The sequence below is a fragment of the Streptomyces sp. NPDC028289 genome (genome assembly GCF_055565975.1).
This window is the reverse complement of the sequence record NZ_JBVHTI010000010.1, coordinates 118,168-137,090: the sequence shown is the minus strand read 5'-3', so window position 1 is coordinate 137,090 and position 18,923 is coordinate 118,168. Positions and strand designations below refer to the sequence as shown.

The window sequence follows — 18,923 nt, the reverse complement described above, 5'->3', positions numbered from 1 at the left end:
GACCCTCCGGGGTGCTCGGACGCCACGCAACCGGGATGCCCGCATATGTGCCGTTTGCGTGGCAGCCTGGCCGTCGGCATCACGCCACACTCCTGAACCCTGTACCCCTGAAGGCGAGCACCATGACCACCCTTCATCAGGAACACACCGCACACGGCCACAGCCACGGACCGGACTGCGGGCACGACCAGGTGCCGCACGGCGACCACATCGACTACGCCCACAACGGGCACCTGCACCGCGAGCACGGCGGCCACTGGGACGAGTGCGAGCCCGACGGCCACGTCACCCACGAGGCGCACGAGCACCGGCACGGGGAGGGCTGCGGGCACACCGGGGTCCTGCACGGCGATCACATCGACTATCTGCACGACGGCCACCGGCACGCCGAGCACGACGGCCACTGGGACGATCACTGAGCCGGCCCTCACCCACGGCGGCTCCCCGCTCTGCGCGCGGGGAGCCGCCGCCCGCCGTTCGGGCCGTAGGGTGGTCCCGGTCACGTTTGGCTCACCCGCTGGACGACATACCGACTGGTCGGCATCATGAGTTGGGTCCTGTTCATTCGTTCGTAGGAGCGATGCATGAGCCCCGACCACCCGCCCGGACTCGATCTCGACCGGCTGCGCGGCCTGCTCGACCGCGAGCGCCCCGGCCTGGTGACCGGTCCGCTGACCGGAAGGCTGATCGAGGGCGGACGGTCGAACCTCACCTACGCGGTCGCCGACTCCGCCTCGAAGTGGGTCGTACGGCGGCCACCGCTGGGCCATGTCCTGGCCACCGCCCACGACATGAGACGCGAGCACCGGGTGATCAGCGCGCTGTACCCGACCGAGGTGCCGGTGCCGCGTCCGGTGCTGCTGTGCGAGGACGAGGATGTCCTCGGCGCGCCGTTCTACGTGATGGAGTTCGTGGCGGGCACCCCGTACCGCACCTCCGACCAGCTCGTCCCGCTCGGCCCGGAGCGCACCCGCGACGCCGTGCTCTCCCTGGTGGACACGCTTGTCGAACTGCACGCCGTGGATCCCGCGGAGGTCGGCCTCGCCGACTTCGGCCGCCCCGAGGGCTTCCTGGACCGCCAGCTCCGCCGCTGGGGCAAGCAGCTGGACGCCTCCCGCAACCGTGAACTGGCCGGCATCGACGAGCTCCACGCGACCCTGGGCCGCCGCCTGCCCGTGTCGCCCGCGCCCACGGTGATCCACGGCGACTACCGCCTGGACAACGTGCTGATCGGTGACGACGACCGGATCAAGGCGATCCTCGACTGGGAGATGTCCACGCTCGGCGACCCGCTGACCGACCTGGGCCTGCTGGTGATGTACAGCCTGCCGCTGGGCGCGCCGGACTCACCGGTGTCGACGACCGCCGAGGCGCCCGGCCACCCGGACCCGCGGGAGCTGGTCGAGCGGTACGCGGCCCGCTCGGGGCGGGACGTCGCGCAGATCGCCTGGTACACGGCGTTCGCCTGGTTCAAGCTCGCCGTGATCCTGGAGGGCATCCACTACCGGTACACGCTGGGCCAGACGCTCGGGCAGGGCTTCGACCGCATCGGCGACCTCGTGCCCGTCTTCATCGACCACGGACTGACCACTCTTCAGGAAGGCTGACCGGCCATGGACTTCGCGTTCGATGCGCGCACCGAGGAACTGCGCGCCAAGCTGCTCGCCTTCATGGACGAGTACGTCTACCCGGCCGAGGCGGTCGCCGAGGAGCAGCGGGCCGAACTGGCCTCGCCGTGGGACACCCCGGCCGTGGTCGAGGAGCTGAAGGCCGAGGCGCGCAGGCAGGGCCTGTGGAACCTCTTCCTGCCCGACGCCGAGTACGGCGCCGGCCTCACCAACCTCCAGTACGCGCCGCTCGCCGAGATCACCGGCCGCTCCCCACACCTGGCGCCCACCGCGCTGAACTGCGCGGCGCCGGACACCGGCAACATGGAGGTGCTGGCCCAGTTCGCCGACGAGGCGCAGAAGAAGCAGTGGCTGGAGCCGCTGCTGGCCGGCGAGATCCGCTCGGCGTTCGCGATGACCGAGCCGGAGGTGGCCTCCTCGGACGCCACCAACATCACCACGTACATCGAGCGGGACGGCGACGACTACGTCATCACCGGCCGCAAGTGGTACATCTCGGGGGCGATGAACCCGGACTGCAAGATCTTCATCGTGATGGGCAAGACCGACCCGGACGGCGCCGACATCCGGCGTCAGCAGTCCATGGTGCTGGTGCCGCGCGACACTCCGGGCGTCACCGTGAAGCGCGCGATGAAGGTCTTCGGCTACGAGGACCACTACCACGGCGGCCACGCCGAGGTGGTCTTCGACCACGTGCGCGTGCCGGTGTCGAACCTGGTCGGCGAGGAGGGCGGCGGGTTCGCCATCGCCCAGGCCCGGCTCGGCCCGGGCCGGATCCACCACTGCATGCGGCTGATCGGCATGGCCGAGCGGGCGATCGAGCTGATGTGCCGCCGGGCCGTCTCGCGCGAGGCCTTCGGCAAGGCACTGGCCCAGCAGGGTGTGGTGCACAACTGGATCGCCGACGCGCGCGTGACGGTCGAGCAGCTGCGGCTGCTGGTCCTCAAGACGGCCTGGCTGATGGACACCGTCGGCAACCGGGGCGCCCACACCGAGATCCAGGCCATCAAGATCGCCACGCCGCGTGCGGTCGTCGGCATCATCGACCGCGCGATCCAGCTGCACGGCGCGGGCGGCGTCAGCCAGGACTTCCCGCTGGCCGACCTGTACGCCGGGGCCCGCACACTGATGATCGCCGACGGCCCGGACGAGGTGCACCAGCGGTCGCTGGCGCGGCGGGAGCTGAAGAAGTACCTGTAGGACGGGAAGAGCACGAGAAAGGCCCCGGCGTCACGCCGGGGCCTTTCTCGCGGGGCCGCTCACGCCGGTGACCCTCCCGCTTCGAGGTACTGCCGGTAGACGAGGTCCAGCAGGGCCGCGTACGCGTGTTGCGAGCGGGCGGCCTCCAGGTCCGCACCCGTGGCGGCCGCACCGAGCCGGTCGAGCCGCAGCATGAGCTCCCGGAGCTCCGCGAGCACGTCGACCGGCGCCGGCTTGAAGATCCCGCTCTCCACGAACCGGATCACCGTCGTCACGTACTCGTCGGCGCCCGCCAGATCGCTGTGCGCGAGGACCAGGCCCGCGGTCGAACCGCTCCGCGGGAACGGCATCCGGCGCCACAGGACGTAGGCGTCCATGAAACCCAGCATGCTGCTCCTTGCCCGGCGGCACCGGACGATCAGGGCCGCAGTGCCCGCAGCAGCAGGTCGGCCAGATGGTCGGCGACCTCCTGGGGGGTCATGGGGCCGTCGGGGCGGTACCAGGTCGACAGGTGGTGGACCGAGCCGAAGTGATAGTCGACGACGAGGTCGGCCGGGGTCGCGGTGGAGAAGACGCCCTCGCGCTGCCCCTCCTCGATGAGCGCGCGGAAGCGTTCGTGGTAGCGGCGGCGTTCGGCGCGCACCTGCTTGTTCTTCTCCGGGCTCAGGTGGTGCATGGACCTGAAGAAGATCGACGCGTCGTCGAGGTTCTCGATGGTCGTGACGACCACGTCGGCCGCCGCGCCCCGCAGCCGCTTCTCGATCGGCTCGTCCGCGTTCGCGAAGGCGTCGAGCCGCTCCTGCTGGACGCGCAGCATGCGCGCGTACACCTCGTGCAGGAGATCGTCCTTGGAGCCGAAGTAGTGGTACAGCGCCCCCTTGGTGACGCCGGCCGCCTCCACGATCTCCTGCACGGAGGTGCGGTCGTACCCCTGCTCCGCGAAGAGCCGGGTGGCGGCGGCAAGAAGCCGCTGCGGAACAGGAGCCCCGTCTCCGTCCGTCGTCCTGGGCACTGCCGCCACCTGCCTTTCTCGTAATTCTGCTAACCCTGTTGCGGTCGGGAACGAAGTTCCCGTCGGAGGATCTTCCCACTTGCCGTCTTCGGCAGGTCGGGCAGGATCTCCACCTGGCGCGGATACTTGTAGGCGGCCAGTCTCTCCTTGCAATAGAGGGCGAGATCGTCCGGATCGGTTGCAGTTCCCGGGCGAAGACTGATGTAGGCCTTGACGGTCTCGCCGCGGTACCCGTCCGGCACCCCGACCACGGCCGCCTCGCGTACCGCCGGATGGGTGTACAGCACGTCCTCGACCTCGCGCGGCCAGACCTTGAAGCCGGACGCGTTGATCATGTCCTTCTTGCGGTCGACGACGTACAGCCAGCCCTGCGGGTCCATGAACCCGATGTCGCCGGTGCGCAGTTCGCCGTCCGGGAAGGTCTCGGCGGTGGCCTCGGGCCGCCGCCAGTAGCCGGGCACCACCTGCGGCCCGCGCACCGCGATCTCGCCCTGCTCGCCGAAGGGCACCTCGTTGCCCTCGTCGTCGATGATCCGCACGACGGTGTCCGGGCCGGGCACCCCGACCGCGAGGGTCCCGGAGACGGGGTCGACGGGCGCTTCCAGCTCCGGCGGTACGGAGGCACAGGGCGCGGTGCACTCGGTCAGCCCGTAGCCGTTGCGGATGTACGGCCCGAACCCCGCGCGGAACTTCTCCACCAGGGCCGGCGGCAGCGGGGCGCCGCCCGACGAGATGTTGACGAAGGAGGCGAAGTGCTCCGGGGTGACGTCCGGGTGGGCGGCCAGGGCCATGAAGGCGGTGGACGGGCCGACCGTGTACTGCGGGCGGTGCTCGGCGAACGCCTCCAGCACCAGGCCCGGCTCGAAGCGGTAGGTCAGGACGAGCGTGCCCACGCTGGTGAGACAGGCGCAGAGCTGGCAGACCATGCCGGTGATGTGGAAGAGGGGCGCGAGGGCGTAGTAGACCGGCGCGTCGGGCAGCGCGAGCCCGGTCCGCTGCCGCTCCGCGTTGTACATGATGTTGCCGTGCAGGTTGGTGGCGCCCTTGGGGGCGCCGCTGGTCCCCGAGGTGTAGCTGATCAGGGCGATGTCGGAGGGCTCCGGGTCCCGCCCGTCGGGCGCCGTCCCGCCCTTCCGGGCGACGGCGACCAGGTCCTCGGCGTCCGCGGCCTGCGGCAGCCGCTCGAAGGTCAGTACGCGCGCGTCGCCGCGCGTCTGGAAGTCCAGCTCGCTCGCGGTGAGCACGATCCGCACCGGCGAGTCGGCGGCCGTGTCGCGCAGGTACGACTCCCAGGCCCGCTGCGAGCAGACCAGCGCGGCCACCTCGGCGTCCCGCAGGACGTGCGTGACCTCCCCCGCCTTGTACATCGGGTTGACCGGCACGACGGTCGCGCCGGCCTTCCAGGCGCCGAGCAGCGCGAGCACGAAGTGCGGCGAGTTCTGCAGGATGACGGCGACCCGGTCCCCGCGCGCCAGACCCCGCTCGGCGAGATGCGCGGCGACGGAGTCGCTCAGCTCGTCGACCTCGCGGAAGCTGAGGCGGGCGTCGAAGTAGGCGAGGCAGGTGCGGTCGGGCGCCTCGGCCACGGCGGCCCGCAGGGCGTGCACCAGCGAGGCGGGCGGGTCGACCGGCCCGCGCTGGACGTCGTTGAGCAGCCCCACCCAGGGCCGGGCGGCGTAGATGGACTCGGTCACCGACTCGCTCACCGGGATGCCTCCCACTTCTGCTGGATGTGGTTCATGCTCGTCAGCCAGCGGTCCGGGTCGGTGGCCCGGGCCCGGTAGAAGTCGGCGACCTCGGGGTGCGGCAGGATCAGGAACCGGTCCTCGGCCATCCCCTTGAACAGCGCGTCGGCGACGGCCTCCGGTTCGATGGCGGTCGGCTGGAGCACGATATCGCCCGCGCTGCCGGTGGCGGCGAGCATGTCGGTACGGACGCCCTGCGGGCAGATGGCGTGCACTTTCAGGCCGCGATGCCGGTACGTCAGCGACAGCCACTCCGCGAAGGCGTAGGCGGCGTGCTTGGTCACGCTGTAGGGCGCGGCACCGATCATGGTGAGCAGCCCGGCCGCGGACACGGTGGACACGAACCGCCCGCTCCCCCGCTCCAGCCAGTCCGGCAGCAGCTCCTGGGCGGCGCGTACGTGAGCCATGACGTTGACGTCCCAGGCGGACTCCCACACGGCCGGCTCGGCCGCCTCGGACCCACCCGACCCGAGCCCGGCGTTGGCGCAGTAGACGTCGACGCTCCCGCCGAGCGCGTCCCTGGCGGCACCGACGATGCCGGACGCGTCCCCCGCGAGGGCGATCCCGCCGATCTCCGCGGCGACGGCGGCCGCCCTGTCCCCGTCCAGGTCGTTCACGACGACACGGGCGCCTTCGGCGGCGAACCGACGGGCGAGAGCAGCCCCGATGCCACCTCCCGCCCCGGTGACGACGACTCGGGCATCTTGCACGGCTCCCACCATCGGTCTCCTTCGACACGACGCGACCAGACTCGGCTCAGCACGGACACACTAACCGGTCGGTATGTTTGAGAAAAGGGCAGCTGTCGCATCCCCTAAGCTGCAGCGCGCCCCCGAAGGGGCGCTGGGGGTACCCCCAGCCTTCGGCTGGGGGAGGAACTGCGCGACCAACCCCATCCGGCCTGCACCCGGACGACGACGGAGGCCCCCCACATGCGCCCGTCCCGACGAAGTCTGCTCACCGCGGCCACGGCAACGGCAGCGGCCGTGACAGCCCTGCCCACGGCAACCACGGCCGACGCCCACGGCACCCTCAGAACCGGCTTCGATCACCTCGCCGCCGCCGGCTACACCCTCCTCGCCGCCCAGAAGGTCGGCATCGTCACCAACCCCACCGGCATCACCCAGGACGTCCGCCACATCGTCGACGTCATGCACGCCGACCCCCGGGTCGAACTGACGGCGGTCTTCGGCCCGGAACACGGGTTCCGCGGCACCGCCCAGGCCGGCGGCTCCGAGGGCCGCTACGACGACCCGGCGACCGGCCTCCCCGTCTACGACACGTACCTCAAGAGCGGACAGGCCCTGGCCGACGTCTTCACCGCGTCCGGCGTGGACACCGTCGTCTTCGACATCCAGGACGTCGGCGCCCGCTTCTACACGTACATCTGGACGCTCTACGACTGCATGGCGGCCGCGCAACTGGCGGGCAGGCGCTTCGTCGTCCTCGACCGCCCGAACCCGGTGACCGGCCGCACGGCCGAGGGCCCGGTCCTGCACCGGGAGTTCGCCAGCTTCGTCGGACGGCAGCCGATCGCGCAGGCGCACGGGATGACGGTCGCCGAACTCGCGCGGCTGTTCAACGCGGAGTTCCTGGGGACGCCGGTCGCCCTGGACGTCGTACCGATGACCGGCTGGCGGCGCTCGCGCTTCTACGACGCCTACGGCCTGCCGTGGGTGCCCCCGAGTCCCAACATGCCCACCCCGGACACCGCCCTGGTGTACTCGGGGACCTGTCTCTTCGAGGGCACGAACCTGTCGGAGGGACGCGGCACCACCCGCCCCTTCGAACTGCTGGGCGCGGAGGGGATCGACGCGCGCTGGGCGGCCGCCGCCAACGAGCTCGCGCTGCCCGGCGTGCGGTTCCGGGAGGCGTACTTCGCGCCGACCTTCTCCAAGTTCCAGGGCAGAACCGTCGGCGGGGTGCAGATCCATGTGCACGACCGGGCCGCCTACGACCCGGTACGCACCGGAATCGCCCTCCTGGTCACCGCGAAGAAGGTGTGGAGCGGCTTCGCCTGGCGCCCGGACGACTGGGTCGACAAGCTCACCGGGTCCGCGCGCGTGCGCACGATGATCGACGCCGGCGCGGGCCCGGACGAGATCGCCGGCGCGTGGCAGGACGAACTCGCCGCATTCCGCCGGGTCCGAAAGGAATTTCTCCTCTACAGGTGAGGCGCGGCGTATGGCCAACCTTGCCCGGTGGCGGGACGATGCGCGCACATCGCACCGGTTCGGGGGACGAGGAGCCTCGTATGGCGGATCCTGGGATGAGTGTGGCTCCCTACTGGGAACTGACCTTCGACGCGGACGGGGACCCGGACGGCGCCGAACGCGACCGGCTGCTGGGCGAGATCGGCGGCCACGGCCTCCATGACCTGATCGTCTTCGCGCACGGCTGGAACAACGACCGTTCGGGCGCGACCCGCCTGTACCGGCGGTTCTTCGCGCCGATCCCGAAGCTCGCGCCGAAGGCGCGGATCGGGTACGCGGGGGTGATCTGGCCGTCGATGCGGTTCTGCGACGAGCCGATCCCCGACTTCCCCAAGTCGGTGGTGGCCACGGAGGCGGAGGAGACACAGGCCCCCGTCCTCGACAAGGACACCCGGCACGCGCTGCTGGAGACGTTCCCGGGGCGGGCCACCGTGGTCGACCAGCTCGCGCGGATGCTGGACCAGCGGCCGGCGGGCGAACTGGACGAGTTCGGGCGCCTCGTCCGGCTGCTGGTCGAGGTCCTCCCCGGCGGCCCGCAGCCGCTGTTCGCCGCGGACACGCTCGCGGAGGGCGTCCCGCAGAGCGAACCCGTGCTGTTCAGCGGGGACACGACGACCCTGTGCGACGAGTTCGCGGCGGCGCTGGCCGCCCTCCAGGGCAGCGGTGGCACGGCCGGGTTCGCGTTGCCCGACCCCTGGGACGGCGCGAAGGAGCTGTTGCGGCAGGCGACGTACTACGCGATGAAGCGGCGCGCCGGGACCGTCGGGGAGCGTGGGCTCGGGCGGGTGATCGGGCAGCTGGCTGCGACGGTACCGGACGTGCGGGTGCATCTGGTGGGGCACAGCTTCGGCGGCCGGCTGGTGTCGTTCGCGCTGCGCGGGCTGCCCGACGGGGTGCGGACGGTGAAGTCCGTGACCCTGCTGCAGGGGGCCTTCTCGCACTACGCGTTCGCCGCCCGGCTGCCCCACGATCCGCGCGCCGGCGGAGTGCTCCAGGGGCAGCAGAACCGGATCGACGGTCCGCTGGTGTGCTGCTACTCCCACTTCGACGAGTCGCTCGGCACGCTGTACCCGCTGGCCTCGCGGATGGCGGACGACTGCGAGTCGGCGCTGGGCGGGACGTGGCGCGGATGCTGGGCGCCAGGTGGGGTGCGATGGGCCACGACGGCGTCCAGGAGGTGCCGGGGACCCGGTCGCTGGACCTGGCGGCGGCGCTGCATGGCCCGCTCGCCGCGCCGGGCTGTGTGAACGTCGACGCGGCGGCGGTCGTGAAGCGGGGCGGCCCGCCGTCCGGGGCGCACAGCGACATCGTGCACCCCGAACTGGCGCGGGTGGTGCTGGCGGCGGGGCACATCGTGTGACCCCGCCGCCGTGGGGCATCAGCCCACCGGTGGGCGGCTCACCTGTGTGAGGTGAACTCCACGACCTGCTGGAAGGTCGGCCGGTTCTGCCAGCTGATGTTGTAGTGCTTGATGCCGCCCAGGGTGCGCTGCACGATCGAGTCGGCGCACCACTGGTCGCCCGCCGAGCACAGCGAGTCCCCGGGGTAGACGGTGGACGCGCTGGTGCCGGCCGCCGTCTTGAGGGTGCTGATCAGGATGTCCCGGCAGGCGCTGAGGCTGCCGCCGCCGCAGTACTGCTCGGCGAGCGGTCCCGACACCGTCTGCCCGAGCACCGACCGGATGTCCTTGTCGACATAACTCCACCAGCCGTACTGGAAGGAGCTTCCGGCATGCGCACCGGTCGGTCCGTGGGCGGCCGAAGGGGTCTCGTCGATGTACAGGTTGTTGGTGAACGCGGTGTACAGGTCGTCACCGAGGCCGGGCTGGAACTCGGCCTTCACCAGCAGCGGCCACCATGCGTCCAGGATCCGGATGGCGTCGGCGTTGGCGTACGTCTTCGAGCCCGCCGAGGTCTCCGTGCGCTTGCCGCCCGCGGTCAGCCAGGTCTGGAGCTTGGTGACGGCCGCGGCGGCCGTGGAGTCGGTGACCGTACTGCTGTTGATCACCTTCAACAGGTCCGGCAGGACGTCCTCGGCACGCAGGTCCGTGAGCGATGCGTCCGCCATGGCCTTGACAAGCGCAGAGCGGGTGACGCCACCGGCGGCGACCAGCTTCTTGACCCGGTCGTTCAGCAGGTTGCCGCGGTGGACCGAGCCGTCGCCCCAGCTCGCGGTCGTGTAGTTCAGCGCCTGTTTGTTGTTCCAGGAGACGTAGTAGTCCTGGTCGATCGACTGGGGGTGCTGGGCGGCCGGGGTGTAGTCGGCCGTGTTGGTGGACGGGTCCCAGTTCTGCCACTCGTAGGCGGCCCGGCCCCAGACCGGGAACTCGGGGTCGACCCCGCTCGCCCGCACCGGGTTGTTGCCGCTGTTGTAGTACGCGGTGTGCGAGGAGTCGGCGTAGAACCAGTTGAAGGTGTAGTTGATGTGCTGCACCGCGCTCTGGAAGGTCTGCGGGCTCTTCACGTAGTCGGGGTCGTTGAGCATCTGGAAGCCGATGATCGAGTCGGCCTCGTGCATGTAGGAGGATCTCAGGGTGGTGTAGGCGACCTTCTTCCCGCCGACGGTGGCCCGGTACTCGACCGGGCCGTACTTCGTCTTCCAGACCTTCATGGTGTACGAACCGGCGGCCGTGCCGTCGGCCGTGGTCGGCTTCCAGGAGTTGGTCTGCTCGACCTCGTCCATGGCCGTGCAGGTGCCGTGGAACAGGTAGTGGTAGTCGTCCTGGCAGAGTTCGACCGCGTAGGAGTCGATGATGTCCTGCCCGGAGGTGGTCGCGGACCACGCGTAGTCCTGGCCGCGGCCCAGTTCGACGTACATGCTCAGACCGGCGAAGGAGGCGCCGCGGGCGCTGATGCCCGGGCCCTGGATCTCCTGGAGCATGAGCAGCTGCGGGGCGAAGTAGCCGGTCTGCGGTCCGAACACGGCGATCGGGTGGCCGCTCGCGGTGTACTTGCCGCTGACCACGAGGGCGTTGGACATGCCGCGCCTGGCCGAGCTGAGCGCGGTCTTGGTCGCCGCAGCGGAGGCGGCGCCGGCGCTCTGGTCGGCGCCGGTGCCGGTGGCGTTGTAGACCAGGGGTTCGGTGGTCACCGAGCCAGCGTCGGGCAGCGCCTCGCCCTGCGGGCTGTCAGGCTTGGTGCCGTACGGGAAGCTCTCGCCGTTGTGGACGGTGAGCACGGCCTCGGGGTCGTTGCGCTCACGGAACGACTCCCAGACCTTGGTGCCCTCCGTCACGCCGTACTTGTCCTGGGCGGCGAGCAGCGATATGGCGTTGTTGACCTCGCCGCCACCGCCGGAGCCGAACAGCGCGCCGATCACGGAGGCCAGCGCCACCAGGTCGGTGATCTTGAAGTGGTCGATCGTACCGGCGTTGGTGATCGAGTCCTTGTGCCCGGTCAGCACGTACTCGCCGGGGAAGTACCGGCCGCTGTCGGAGGCGTCGATGTAGGAGTTGATGCCGTCGAGGTAGGCGTCGGCGTCCGCGAGGGCCTGCTGGCCGCGGGCGCCGTTGTTGGCGACGGCGTTGTCGATCTGCGCCTGGAGGTCGGCCTCGGAGTAGGGGGCGTTGCGGTAGAACTCCTGCTCGAGGCCCTGGTTGGAGGCGACACCGCCGGCGAAGGTGGTGAGCTGGCCGCGGCCGACGTGCCGGAACACGTCCATGAGCCACAGCCGGTCCTCAGCGGCGGCATACCCGGCGCCGAACTCCGTGCCGTATCTGGTGGTACCGGTGATATGAGGCACCCCGGTCGCCTTGTCGCGGACGATGGTCACGTCGCTGCGGCCGGCCGGGTTCTCCGTGGAGGCGACTTGACTGGACGCGACCCCGAACGACGAGTCGTTGAAGAACGTGTTGATCTTCGCGTCGGTGAGGGTGGAGTAGCCCGTGGCGAGGTTGTTGTAGGGGCCGAGCTGGTCCTCGGCATGGCTGGGCTGGGTGCCGAAGGCCTGGTTGAGCAGGATCTGGGCGAGGGTGGCGTTGCCGTTCTCGCCGGGCGGCAGGATGTCGGAACACTGGCCGCCGCAGTAGTCGTTGGAGGCCGTGGCCGCCGCGGCCGTGGTCGCCTGGGCCAGCGGGGAGAGCAGCCCGGCGATGAGCACGCATACGGATGCGGCTTTCAGGAACCCGGGGAGCTTGCGGGGAGTTCTCAGTCTGTCGAACAACGCGTGATGTCTGGTGCGCCGCGGCATGGGGGCTCCTCACGACGAGTGGTGGTGCCGGACGTTACCGCCGGTATCCCCGAGATTGAAGATGAACATGCGTCAAGTTTTGGAGTGCTCGCCCGCGTCGGCGGTGTCACCGGCTGTCGGTCAAGGCGGGCGGCCTTATGGACGGCATCGGAAATCGGATGGAGCCGATTCGAGTGTCGATACGTCTATACGGCAACGCCGCGCGCAGCCCGTGCGGCGACGCCGAAGTGACCGAAGTACAGCTGCAGGTGTGACGGAGGTGCAGGGCGATGGCCGGTTTCCGGAGTCTGGCGAGACAGGTGCGAGACCCACGGTGCGATCTGGCGCTACGGCGTTACTCGCTGCGCAAGTGCCTGGAGCGGTTCGCTCCTTACGGGCACCGCGCGACCTGGGACCATCTCTGCTCGCGGGCCGGGTTCGGTCCCGAGGACCGTTCCCCCGATCCGGTGCGCCTCGTGGGCGCGCTGGAGGAGCTGGAAGAGGCGCGGACGGTATGGCTCGGCTATGAGAGCGAGTTCGCCGAGCGCCGCAAGAAGGAGAAGCACGACGGGCTGCGCCGCCCGGGCAGCGTGGACGACTGGCACCGGCTGACCTGGGGCGGATTCGGAGTGGCCTGGTGCGACGACCCACGGGTCCATCCCGACGAACCACTCGCCGAGGTGCTGCGACGGCTGATCGCCGCCCTGGAGCGCGAGCCGGGCACGGTCTGCCCGGTGTGCGAAGGGGAGCGCCTCATCTGGAAGTACGACCTGGACCACGAGCCCTCCGCCGGTCCGGTCTGCGCGGACTGCGGGATCCTGGTGCCGCGTCCGGTCCTCACCCCCGAGGCGCTGGCCTATGCCAGGCGCGGGCGGCTTCTCATGTCGGCCTGACCACGTGGGGGTGCGCCGGGGATGCCGCACCCCCCAACATGCCGCACCCCCCAACTGCCGGTGCCCTGGCCGTTGTCAGTGGCGACCGGCACCATCGGAGCATGGAACTGCAGGTCTGCCTGAACGGACGCCGTGGCGGTGCCGACGGCACGGGCGTGCCGCTGTCGCCGGCGGCGCTGGCGGATTCCGCCGCCGAAGCGGTCGCGGCCGGAGCCACGGAGATCCATGTGCACCCGAGGACCCCGTGCGGGCGGGAGAGCCTGTCCCCGCGCGTGGTCGAACCGACGGTGGACGCGCTCCGCGCGCGGGTGCGCGTACCGATCGGAGTGACCACCGGCGCCTGGGCCGCACCCGATCCGGCGCTGCGGCTGAAGCGCGTGGGCACCTGGTCCGTCCTGCCCGACTTCGCCTCGGTCAACTGGCACGAACCGGGCGCCGAGGACGTCGCGGAGCAGTTGCTGGTCATGGGCATCGGCGTGGAGGCGGGCATCTGGTCCGGCACGGACGGGGCGGCGCGGTTCGCGGCCTCGCCGCTGGGGCCGCAGGTGCTGCGGGTGCTGGCGGAGGTGACGGACCCCGACCCGGCCACCGCCGAGGAGTCGGCGCGGACCCTGCTCACCGAGCTGGGCACGGCCCACGGCCGCCCGGTCCTGCTGCACGGCGAGGAGGGCGGCGCCTGGCCGGTACTGCGGCTGGCGGGCCGGCTGGGCCTCGCGACCCGCATCGGCCTGGAGGACACCCTGCTGCTCCCCGACGGCGAACGGGCACTGTCCAACGCCGAGTTGGTGACCGAGGCACTGCTCCAGCACGGCCGGTGACCCGAGCACCCCCTACTGCCTGCGTTCCACCCGCTCCGGCAGCAGACTGGAACCCGCCCGCCGTTCGCCGAACGCGTCGTCCGGGTTGGACAGCACGCAGGTGGCCAGCGACAGACAGCCGCAGCCGATGCAGTCGGTCAGATGGTCCCGCAGGCGGTTGAGCTGCCGGATGCGTTCGTCCAGCTCCGTGCGCCAGGCCTCGGAGAGGCGGGCCCAGTCCTCGCGGGTCGGGGTGCGCTCCTCGGGGAGTTCCGAGAGGGCCTCACGGATCGTCGCCAGGGGGATGCCGACGCGCTGCGCCGCCCGGACGAAGGCCACCCGGCGCAGGGTGTCGCGGGTGTAGCGGCGCTGGTTGCCGGAGGTCCGCCGACTGCTGATGAGGCCCTTGGACTCGTAGAAGTGCAGCGCCGAGACGGCGGCGCCGCTGCGTGCGGACAACTGGCCCACGGTCAGCTCGTGGATCTTCTCGGGAATCTGCGGCACCCCGCAGAGCCTACCCACCGGACGCGGGCCGCGGTCCGTTGACAGGGGACGCATACCCGACCATGCTAAGCAGTTGCTTAGACAATGCACGCGTGATCCGTGAGTGCGAGAGGGCCGGCGACATGGCAGAACCGAGGATCTTCACCTCCCCCGACGAGCTGAAGGCGGCCGTGGGCGAGCAGCTGGGCTACACCGACTGGCTGGAAGTCGACCAGAAGCGGATCGACCTGTTCGCGGACGCGACCGGCGACCACCAGTGGATCCACGTCGACCCGGAGAAGGCGGCCGCCGGCCCGTTCGGCACGACCATCGCGCACGGCTACCTGACCCTGTCGCTGCTCCCGCTCTTCGGCCCCCAGCTGATCACGGTCGAGGGCGTGAAGATGGGCGTGAACTACGGCACCAACAAGGTCCGCTTCCCCGCCCCCGTCCCGGTCGGCTCCCGGCTGCGCGCCACCGCGAAGATCACCGGCGTGGAGGACGTCACGGGCGGCGTCCAGGTGACGGTCGCCTTCAGCGTGGAGCGCGAGGGCGGCGACAAGCCGGTCTGCGTCGCGGAGTCGGTGTCCCGGTACTACCTCTGAGGACGGCGGGCGGCTACTTGGCCCCGACCATCCGCAGCACGAGGTCGGCGTAGAGCGCGCCGACCTCCTCGGGGGTCCGGGGGCCGTTCACGTTGAACCAGCGGGCGACGTCGATGGAGAGCGACAGCACCGCGAGGGTGGTGCCGTGCACGTCGATCACGTCGAACTCGCCGGACTCGACGCCCTCCTGGATGATCCCGCGCACCTCGGCGTCCACCTGGCGGCGCAGGCCGAGGATCTCGGCGCGGGCGTCGGGGCCGAGGGCGTCGAGTTCGTACTGCACGACCCGGGCGGTGGTGCGCCGCCCGGCGTGCCAGCGGACGAAGGAGCTGACGGCGTCGGCGAGCCGCTCGGTGGCGGTGCCCTCGCGCCGGGCGGCCGTCTGGAGGATCTCCAGGGCCTTGTCGTGACCGATGCGGCTGATCCGGTGGAGCAGCTCTTCCTTGGTCTTGTAGTGGATGTAGAGCGCGGCGGGGCTCATGCCGGCCCGGCCCGCGATGTCGCGGGTGGTGGTGGCGTGGTAGCCGCGCTCGGCGAAGGCCTCCACGGCGGCGACCAGCAGTCGCCGGGCCGCGTCAGGGGTGACCTCTTCCCACGGCTCGACCTCGCCGCCGGTCGTCTCCTCCGCCGTACTCATCGCTCGCTCGCCCCTCTCGGTACCGGAGCTCCACCATACCGCCCCTGCTGAGCGAGCGCTTAGTGTGCCCGCTCAGAGCTTTTCACGGGCGGCAGGGAGCCTCGGAGCGCCCCGGAGGGTCAGAGCTTCTCGAAGGGGTCGTGCTCGGCGAGCAGCTTCTCCAGCCTGGCCTGGTCGACGCGGCTGACGATCTGCCCGGCCTCCTGGCGGTCGCGGACGACCTTCGCGAGGGTGAAGGCCGAGGTGACGAGGTAGAGCACGGCGATGCCGAGGAACCCGCGCACCCAGGCGTCCGCGTGCAGCCGGAAGATGCCGATGGCGGTGGCCGTGAGGGCGAGGGCGAAGGAGGCGACGGCCTGGCCGTAGAAGGCGGCCGTGTTCTGGTGTCTGACCGGTGTGTCACTCATGGTCAGAGCATCGGCGAACGCGGACCCCGCCACATCCGCCGGGATACTCAGGCAGGCACAGAGAGGTACTCAGAACGCCGAGACGCCCGTCAGCGCCCGCCCGATGAGCAGCTTCTGGATCTGGCTGGTGCCCTCGTAGAGGGTCATCACACGGGCGTCGCGCAGGAGCTTGCCCGCCGGGTACTCGTCGATGTAGCCGTAGCCGCCGAAGACCTGGAGGGCGTTGTTGGCGGCCCGCACCGCGGCCTCGGAGGCGAAGAGCTTGGCCTTGGAGGACTCGGTGGCGAAGGGCAGCCCCCGGTCGATCAGGTCGGCGACCCGCCAGGTCAGCAGCCGGGCCGCGTCCACGTCGACGGCGATGTCGCTGATGAGCTCCTGGACGAGCTGGTGCCCGGCGATCGGCGTACCGAACTGCTCGCGCTCCCCGGCGTACCGCACGGCCGCGTCCAGTGCGGCCTGCGCTATCCCGACGCAGCCGGCGGCGACCGACATCCGCCCCTTGGCGAGCGCGGACATGGCGACCGAGAAGCCCTTGCCCTCGGGGCCGAGCATCGCCGAGGCGGGGACCCTGACGTCCTCCAGGACGAGTTCGGCGGTGGCCTGGCCGCGCAGGCCGAGCTTGCCGTGCAGGGGACGGCGGGTGAGGCCGGGGGTGTCGGCCGGCACCAGGAAGGCGGAGACACCCTTGTGGCCGGGGGCGTCGGTGGAGCGGGCGAAGAGCAGGACGACGTCGGCCCAGGTGCCGTTGGTGATGAACATCTTGGTGCCGTTGACGACGTAGTCGTCGCCCTCGCGAACGGCACGGGTGGTGAGGTTGCCCGCGTCGGAGCCGGTGCCGGGTTCGGTGAGGCCGAAGCAGCCGACGTACGCGCCGGAGGTGAGCCCCGGCAGCCAGCGCCGCCTCTGCTCCTCGGTACCCCAGGCGGCAACGGTCTTGGCGACCAGCCCCAGGGACACGGACACGATCCCGCGGACCGAGGAGTCGCCCCGGCCCAGTTCCTCCGTCACCAGGCAGTACGCGAGATGGTCGCCGCCCGAGCCGCCGTACTCCTCGTCGACGGTCAGGCCCAGGAAGCCGACCTCGCCGAGCTTCTTCACGATCCCCCGGTCGACCTCCTCGGCCCGGTCCCAGGCGATCACGTTCGGGGTGATCTCGCGGTCGACGAAGTCCCGGGCGAGCTGCCGTACGGCGGTCTGCTCCTCGCTGAGCCCCAGGTTCACCATGCGACCACCCTTTAAATTAGCACTGCTAGTTTCTTTCTCCGGCCCTACTATGTGCGCCATGGCCCGACCGCGCAAGCCCCTCCTCAGCACCGACCGGATCGTCCGGGCGGCCCGGGAACTCGTGGACGCGGAGGGTCTGGCGGCCGTCTCCACCCGCCGGCTCGCGGCCGAGCTGGGGGTGAGCGGGCCCTCGCTCTACAACCACTTCCGCACCAAGGACGAGATCCTGGAGGCGGTCGCGGACTCGGTCAGTGCGCAGGTCGACCTGTCGATGTTCGAAGACATCGGGGACGGCGCCGGGCGGGACTGGCGGACCGCGCTGCACGACTGGGCGGTGTCCTACCGGACGGCTCTGCGGGACCACCCGAACATCGTCCCGGTCCTCGCCCGCGGCCCCGGCCGCCGCCCGGCGGGCCTGCGGGTCGCCGACGCGGTCTACGGCGCGATGGTGGGCGCGGGGTGGCCGCCGGCGCAGGCTACGTCGATCGGGGCGCTGATGCGGTACTTCGTCATGGGGTCGGCGCTGGGGTCGTTCGCCGGGGGCTTCGTGGACGACGCGAGCGCGTACGATCCGGCCGACTATCCGCACCTGGGCCAGGCGCATCTGCTCGCGGAGCAGCAGGAGAAAGTGGACGAGCGGGCGTTCGAGACGGGGTTGCGGGCGTTGCTGGACGGGTTGAATGAACAGTTTGAGCGGGTTGGGGGGACGGCGTAGGGGTGGTTGCGGCGGTCGTTCGGGGGCGGGTGGGTGGGGGCTTGTCGCGCAGTTCCTCCCCCAGCCTTCGGTCGGGGGTACCCCCAGCGCCCCTTACGGGGCGCTGTCCAGCCGCGTCCTACATAGCCGCGGGCAGTCGTGCCGCTGGGGCGGCACGGGTGGGCGCGGGCGGCGCGCGGCCAGCGCCGGTGAGCGTCCCCACCCAGCCGTCCGAAATCCGCCAGCCCCGGGCCGCCCCCGCTCCTTACCCTCGACCACATGAAGAAGCCCGACCACCGTCTCCTGCCCGTCGCCGCAGCGGCCGTCACCGTCGTGCTCTGGGCGTCGGCCTTCGTGTCGATCCGCAGTGCGGGCGGCTCCTACTCCCCCGGCGCGCTCGCCCTCGGCCGGCTGCTCTCCGGATCACTCGTGCTCGGGCTGCTCTGTGTGGTGCGGCGCGAAGGGCTCCCGCCCAGGCCCGCCTGGCGCGGCATCGCGGTGTCCGGCCTCCTCTGGTTCGGCTTCTACAGCGTCGTGCTGAACTGGGGCGAGCAGCAGGTGGACGCCGGCACCGCCGCCCTCGTCGTGAACATCGGCCCGATCCTGATCGCCCTGCTCGGCGCCCGGCTGCTCGGCGATCCGATGCCACCGCGGCTGCTCGCGGGAATGGCCGTGTCGTTCGCGGGCGCGGTGACCGTCGGCCTGTCGATGTCGGGCGAGGGCGGTTCCTCGGTGCTCGGCGTGGTGCTGTGCCTGCTGGCGGCCGTCGCGTACGCCGGCGGCGTCGTGGCGCAGAAGCCGGCGCTCGGCCACGCCAGCGCCCTCCAGGTGACGACGTTCGGATGCCTGATCGGCGCCGTCCTGTGTCTGCCGTTCGCCGGGCAGCTCGTCGGCGAGGCGGCCGACGCACCGCTGTCCGCGACGCTCAACATGCTGTACCTGGGCGTGTTCCCGCTCGCCCTGGCCTTCACCACCTGGGCCTACGCGCTCGCCCGTACGACGGCCAGCCGGATGGGCGCGACCACCTATGCCGTGCCCGCGCTGGTCGTCCTGATGTCGTGGCTGGCGCTCGGCGAGGTGCCCGGTGCGCTGACGCTCGCGGGCGGGGTGCTGTGCCTGACCGGTGTCGCGGTGTCCCGGTCGCGGGCACGGACCTCCCGGGTCGTGGCCGCCGCACAGGAGACGCGGCCCGAGGAGACCCGGAAGCCCGTGTGACGG

The 18,923-nt window shown here is 71.1% G+C and carries 18 protein-coding genes and 1 pseudogene; 10 read left to right on the top strand and 9 right to left on the bottom strand.

Annotated features, from left to right (window positions below; genetic code table 11):
- The first annotated feature begins 122 nt into the window (after window positions 1-122).
- The 3 genes from ACZ4UV_RS43035 (at window position 123) to ACZ4UV_RS43025 (ending at window position 2,828) form a co-directional block, all read left to right on the top strand.
- Window positions 123-419, top strand: coding sequence for a hypothetical protein (locus ACZ4UV_RS43035; RefSeq protein ID WP_390046135.1), 297 nt, complete (start codon window positions 123-125; stop codon window positions 417-419).
- Between the two features lie 165 nt (window positions 420-584).
- Complete coding sequence (locus ACZ4UV_RS43030) at window positions 585-1,607, top strand: phosphotransferase family protein (RefSeq protein WP_451022450.1); 1,023 nt, start codon at window positions 585-587, stop codon at window positions 1,605-1,607.
- A gap of 6 nt (window positions 1,608-1,613) precedes the next feature.
- Window positions 1,614-2,828, top strand: coding sequence for an acyl-CoA dehydrogenase (locus tag ACZ4UV_RS43025; RefSeq protein WP_451022449.1), 1,215 nt, complete (start codon window positions 1,614-1,616; stop codon window positions 2,826-2,828).
- 59 nt (window positions 2,829-2,887) lie between these two features.
- Here ACZ4UV_RS43025 and ACZ4UV_RS43020 read toward each other — a convergent pair whose 3' ends face one another.
- Genes ACZ4UV_RS43020 through ACZ4UV_RS43005 form a run of 4 tightly spaced genes read right to left on the bottom strand, consistent with a single transcriptional unit; the run spans window position 2,888 to window position 6,307 of the window.
- Complete coding sequence (locus ACZ4UV_RS43020; protein ID WP_451022448.1) at window positions 2,888-3,217, bottom strand: hypothetical protein; 330 nt, start codon at window positions 3,215-3,217, stop codon at window positions 2,888-2,890.
- A gap of 29 nt (window positions 3,218-3,246) precedes the next feature.
- Window positions 3,247-3,840 (bottom strand): TetR/AcrR family transcriptional regulator, encoded by a 594-nt coding sequence (locus tag ACZ4UV_RS43015; protein WP_451022447.1) that lies wholly within the window; start codon window positions 3,838-3,840, stop codon window positions 3,247-3,249.
- Window positions 3,841-3,869: 29 nt separating this feature from the next.
- The gene (locus ACZ4UV_RS43010; protein ID WP_451022452.1) at window positions 3,870-5,534 is read right to left on the bottom strand and encodes a class I adenylate-forming enzyme family protein; all 1,665 of its coding nucleotides are present in this window, start codon (window positions 5,532-5,534) and stop codon (window positions 3,870-3,872) included.
- A gap of 8 nt (window positions 5,535-5,542) precedes the next feature.
- On the bottom strand, window positions 5,543-6,307 hold the full coding sequence (locus ACZ4UV_RS43005) for an SDR family oxidoreductase (RefSeq protein WP_467845770.1): 765 nt from the start codon (window positions 6,305-6,307) through the stop codon (window positions 5,543-5,545).
- 210 nt (window positions 6,308-6,517) lie between these two features.
- Between ACZ4UV_RS43005 and ACZ4UV_RS43000 the strand changes: the two genes are divergently transcribed.
- Complete coding sequence (locus tag ACZ4UV_RS43000; RefSeq protein ID WP_467845766.1) at window positions 6,518-7,759, top strand: exo-beta-N-acetylmuramidase NamZ family protein; 1,242 nt, start codon at window positions 6,518-6,520, stop codon at window positions 7,757-7,759.
- Between the two features lie 80 nt (window positions 7,760-7,839).
- Window positions 7,840-9,158: pseudogene (locus ACZ4UV_RS42995) on the top strand (serine-threonine protein kinase).
- Window positions 9,159-9,196: 38 nt separating this feature from the next.
- Here the strand turns inward: ACZ4UV_RS42995 and ACZ4UV_RS42990 are convergent.
- Window positions 9,197-11,986, bottom strand: coding sequence for a penicillin acylase family protein (locus ACZ4UV_RS42990; protein WP_451021617.1), 2,790 nt, complete (start codon window positions 11,984-11,986; stop codon window positions 9,197-9,199).
- A 269-nt stretch (window positions 11,987-12,255) separates the two neighbouring features.
- Between ACZ4UV_RS42990 and ACZ4UV_RS42985 the strand changes: the two genes are divergently transcribed.
- Window positions 12,256-12,858, top strand: a complete 603-nt coding sequence (locus ACZ4UV_RS42985; RefSeq protein WP_351488492.1) for a hypothetical protein — start codon at window positions 12,256-12,258, stop codon at window positions 12,856-12,858.
- Window positions 12,859-12,959: 101 nt separating this feature from the next.
- The gene (locus ACZ4UV_RS42980) at window positions 12,960-13,676 is read left to right on the top strand and encodes a 3-keto-5-aminohexanoate cleavage protein (RefSeq protein WP_467845757.1); all 717 of its coding nucleotides are present in this window, start codon (window positions 12,960-12,962) and stop codon (window positions 13,674-13,676) included.
- A gap of 12 nt (window positions 13,677-13,688) precedes the next feature.
- On the opposite strand, the gene soxR is transcribed toward ACZ4UV_RS42980, so the two are convergent.
- Window positions 13,689-14,159 carry a redox-sensitive transcriptional activator SoxR gene (gene soxR / locus ACZ4UV_RS42975; RefSeq protein ID WP_390046113.1) on the bottom strand — a complete coding sequence of 157 codons (471 nt, stop codon included), beginning with the start codon at window positions 14,157-14,159 and terminating at the stop codon, window positions 13,689-13,691.
- Between the two features lie 122 nt (window positions 14,160-14,281).
- Here soxR and ACZ4UV_RS42970 point away from each other — a divergent pair, with 122 nt between their 5' ends.
- Window positions 14,282-14,743: a MaoC family dehydratase gene (locus tag ACZ4UV_RS42970; RefSeq protein ID WP_390046111.1), complete on the top strand. Its 462-nt coding sequence runs from the start codon at window positions 14,282-14,284 to the stop codon at window positions 14,741-14,743.
- A gap of 13 nt (window positions 14,744-14,756) precedes the next feature.
- Here ACZ4UV_RS42970 and ACZ4UV_RS42965 read toward each other — a convergent pair whose 3' ends face one another.
- The 3 genes from ACZ4UV_RS42965 to ACZ4UV_RS42955 form a co-directional block, all read right to left on the bottom strand.
- Window positions 14,757-15,380: a TetR/AcrR family transcriptional regulator gene (locus ACZ4UV_RS42965; RefSeq protein ID WP_351488484.1), complete on the bottom strand. Its 624-nt coding sequence runs from the start codon at window positions 15,378-15,380 to the stop codon at window positions 14,757-14,759.
- A gap of 119 nt (window positions 15,381-15,499) precedes the next feature.
- A complete protein-coding gene (locus ACZ4UV_RS42960) occupies window positions 15,500-15,787 on the bottom strand; it encodes a YiaA/YiaB family inner membrane protein (protein WP_093504975.1) in 288 nt (95 codons plus the stop codon).
- Between the two features lie 69 nt (window positions 15,788-15,856).
- A complete protein-coding gene (locus ACZ4UV_RS42955) occupies window positions 15,857-17,008 on the bottom strand; it encodes an acyl-CoA dehydrogenase family protein (RefSeq protein WP_451021621.1) in 1,152 nt (383 codons plus the stop codon).
- Window positions 17,009-17,069: 61 nt separating this feature from the next.
- Here ACZ4UV_RS42955 and ACZ4UV_RS42950 point away from each other — a divergent pair, with 61 nt between their 5' ends.
- Window positions 17,070-17,726 (top strand): TetR/AcrR family transcriptional regulator, encoded by a 657-nt coding sequence (locus ACZ4UV_RS42950; RefSeq protein WP_467845747.1) that lies wholly within the window; start codon window positions 17,070-17,072, stop codon window positions 17,724-17,726.
- Between the two features lie 258 nt (window positions 17,727-17,984).
- A complete protein-coding gene (locus tag ACZ4UV_RS42945) occupies window positions 17,985-18,920 on the top strand; it encodes a DMT family transporter (RefSeq protein ID WP_390046106.1) in 936 nt (311 codons plus the stop codon).
- Window positions 18,921-18,923 lie beyond the last annotated feature (3 nt).

Excerpts from the sequence above, each read along its gene's own strand:
- ACZ4UV_RS42965 (WP_351488484.1), bottom strand. The coding sequence starts at position 15,380 with ATGAGTACGGCGGAGGAGACGACCGGCGGCGAGGTCGAGCCGTGGGAA.
- ACZ4UV_RS43025 (WP_451022449.1), top strand. The coding sequence starts at position 1,614 with ATGGACTTCGCGTTCGATGCGCGCACCGAGGAACTGCGCGCCAAGCTG.
- ACZ4UV_RS42945 (WP_390046106.1), top strand. The coding sequence starts at position 17,985 with ATGAAGAAGCCCGACCACCGTCTCCTGCCCGTCGCCGCAGCGGCCGTC.
- ACZ4UV_RS43005 (WP_467845770.1), bottom strand. The coding sequence starts at position 6,307 with ATGGTGGGAGCCGTGCAAGATGCCCGAGTCGTCGTCACCGGGGCGGGA.
- ACZ4UV_RS42970 (WP_390046111.1), top strand. The coding sequence starts at position 14,282 with ATGGCAGAACCGAGGATCTTCACCTCCCCCGACGAGCTGAAGGCGGCC.
- ACZ4UV_RS42990 (WP_451021617.1), bottom strand. The coding sequence starts at position 11,986 with ATGCCGCGGCGCACCAGACATCACGCGTTGTTCGACAGACTGAGAACT.
- ACZ4UV_RS43035 (WP_390046135.1), top strand. The coding sequence starts at position 123 with ATGACCACCCTTCATCAGGAACACACCGCACACGGCCACAGCCACGGA.
- ACZ4UV_RS43020 (WP_451022448.1), bottom strand. The coding sequence starts at position 3,217 with ATGCTGGGTTTCATGGACGCCTACGTCCTGTGGCGCCGGATGCCGTTC.
- ACZ4UV_RS43000 (WP_467845766.1), top strand. The coding sequence starts at position 6,518 with ATGCGCCCGTCCCGACGAAGTCTGCTCACCGCGGCCACGGCAACGGCA.
- ACZ4UV_RS43030 (WP_451022450.1), top strand. The coding sequence starts at position 585 with ATGAGCCCCGACCACCCGCCCGGACTCGATCTCGACCGGCTGCGCGGC.
- ACZ4UV_RS42980 (WP_467845757.1), top strand. The coding sequence starts at position 12,960 with ATGGAACTGCAGGTCTGCCTGAACGGACGCCGTGGCGGTGCCGACGGC.
- ACZ4UV_RS42950 (WP_467845747.1), top strand. The coding sequence starts at position 17,070 with ATGGCCCGACCGCGCAAGCCCCTCCTCAGCACCGACCGGATCGTCCGG.
- ACZ4UV_RS42960 (WP_093504975.1), bottom strand. The coding sequence starts at position 15,787 with ATGAGTGACACACCGGTCAGACACCAGAACACGGCCGCCTTCTACGGC.
- ACZ4UV_RS42985 (WP_351488492.1), top strand. The coding sequence starts at position 12,256 with ATGGCCGGTTTCCGGAGTCTGGCGAGACAGGTGCGAGACCCACGGTGC.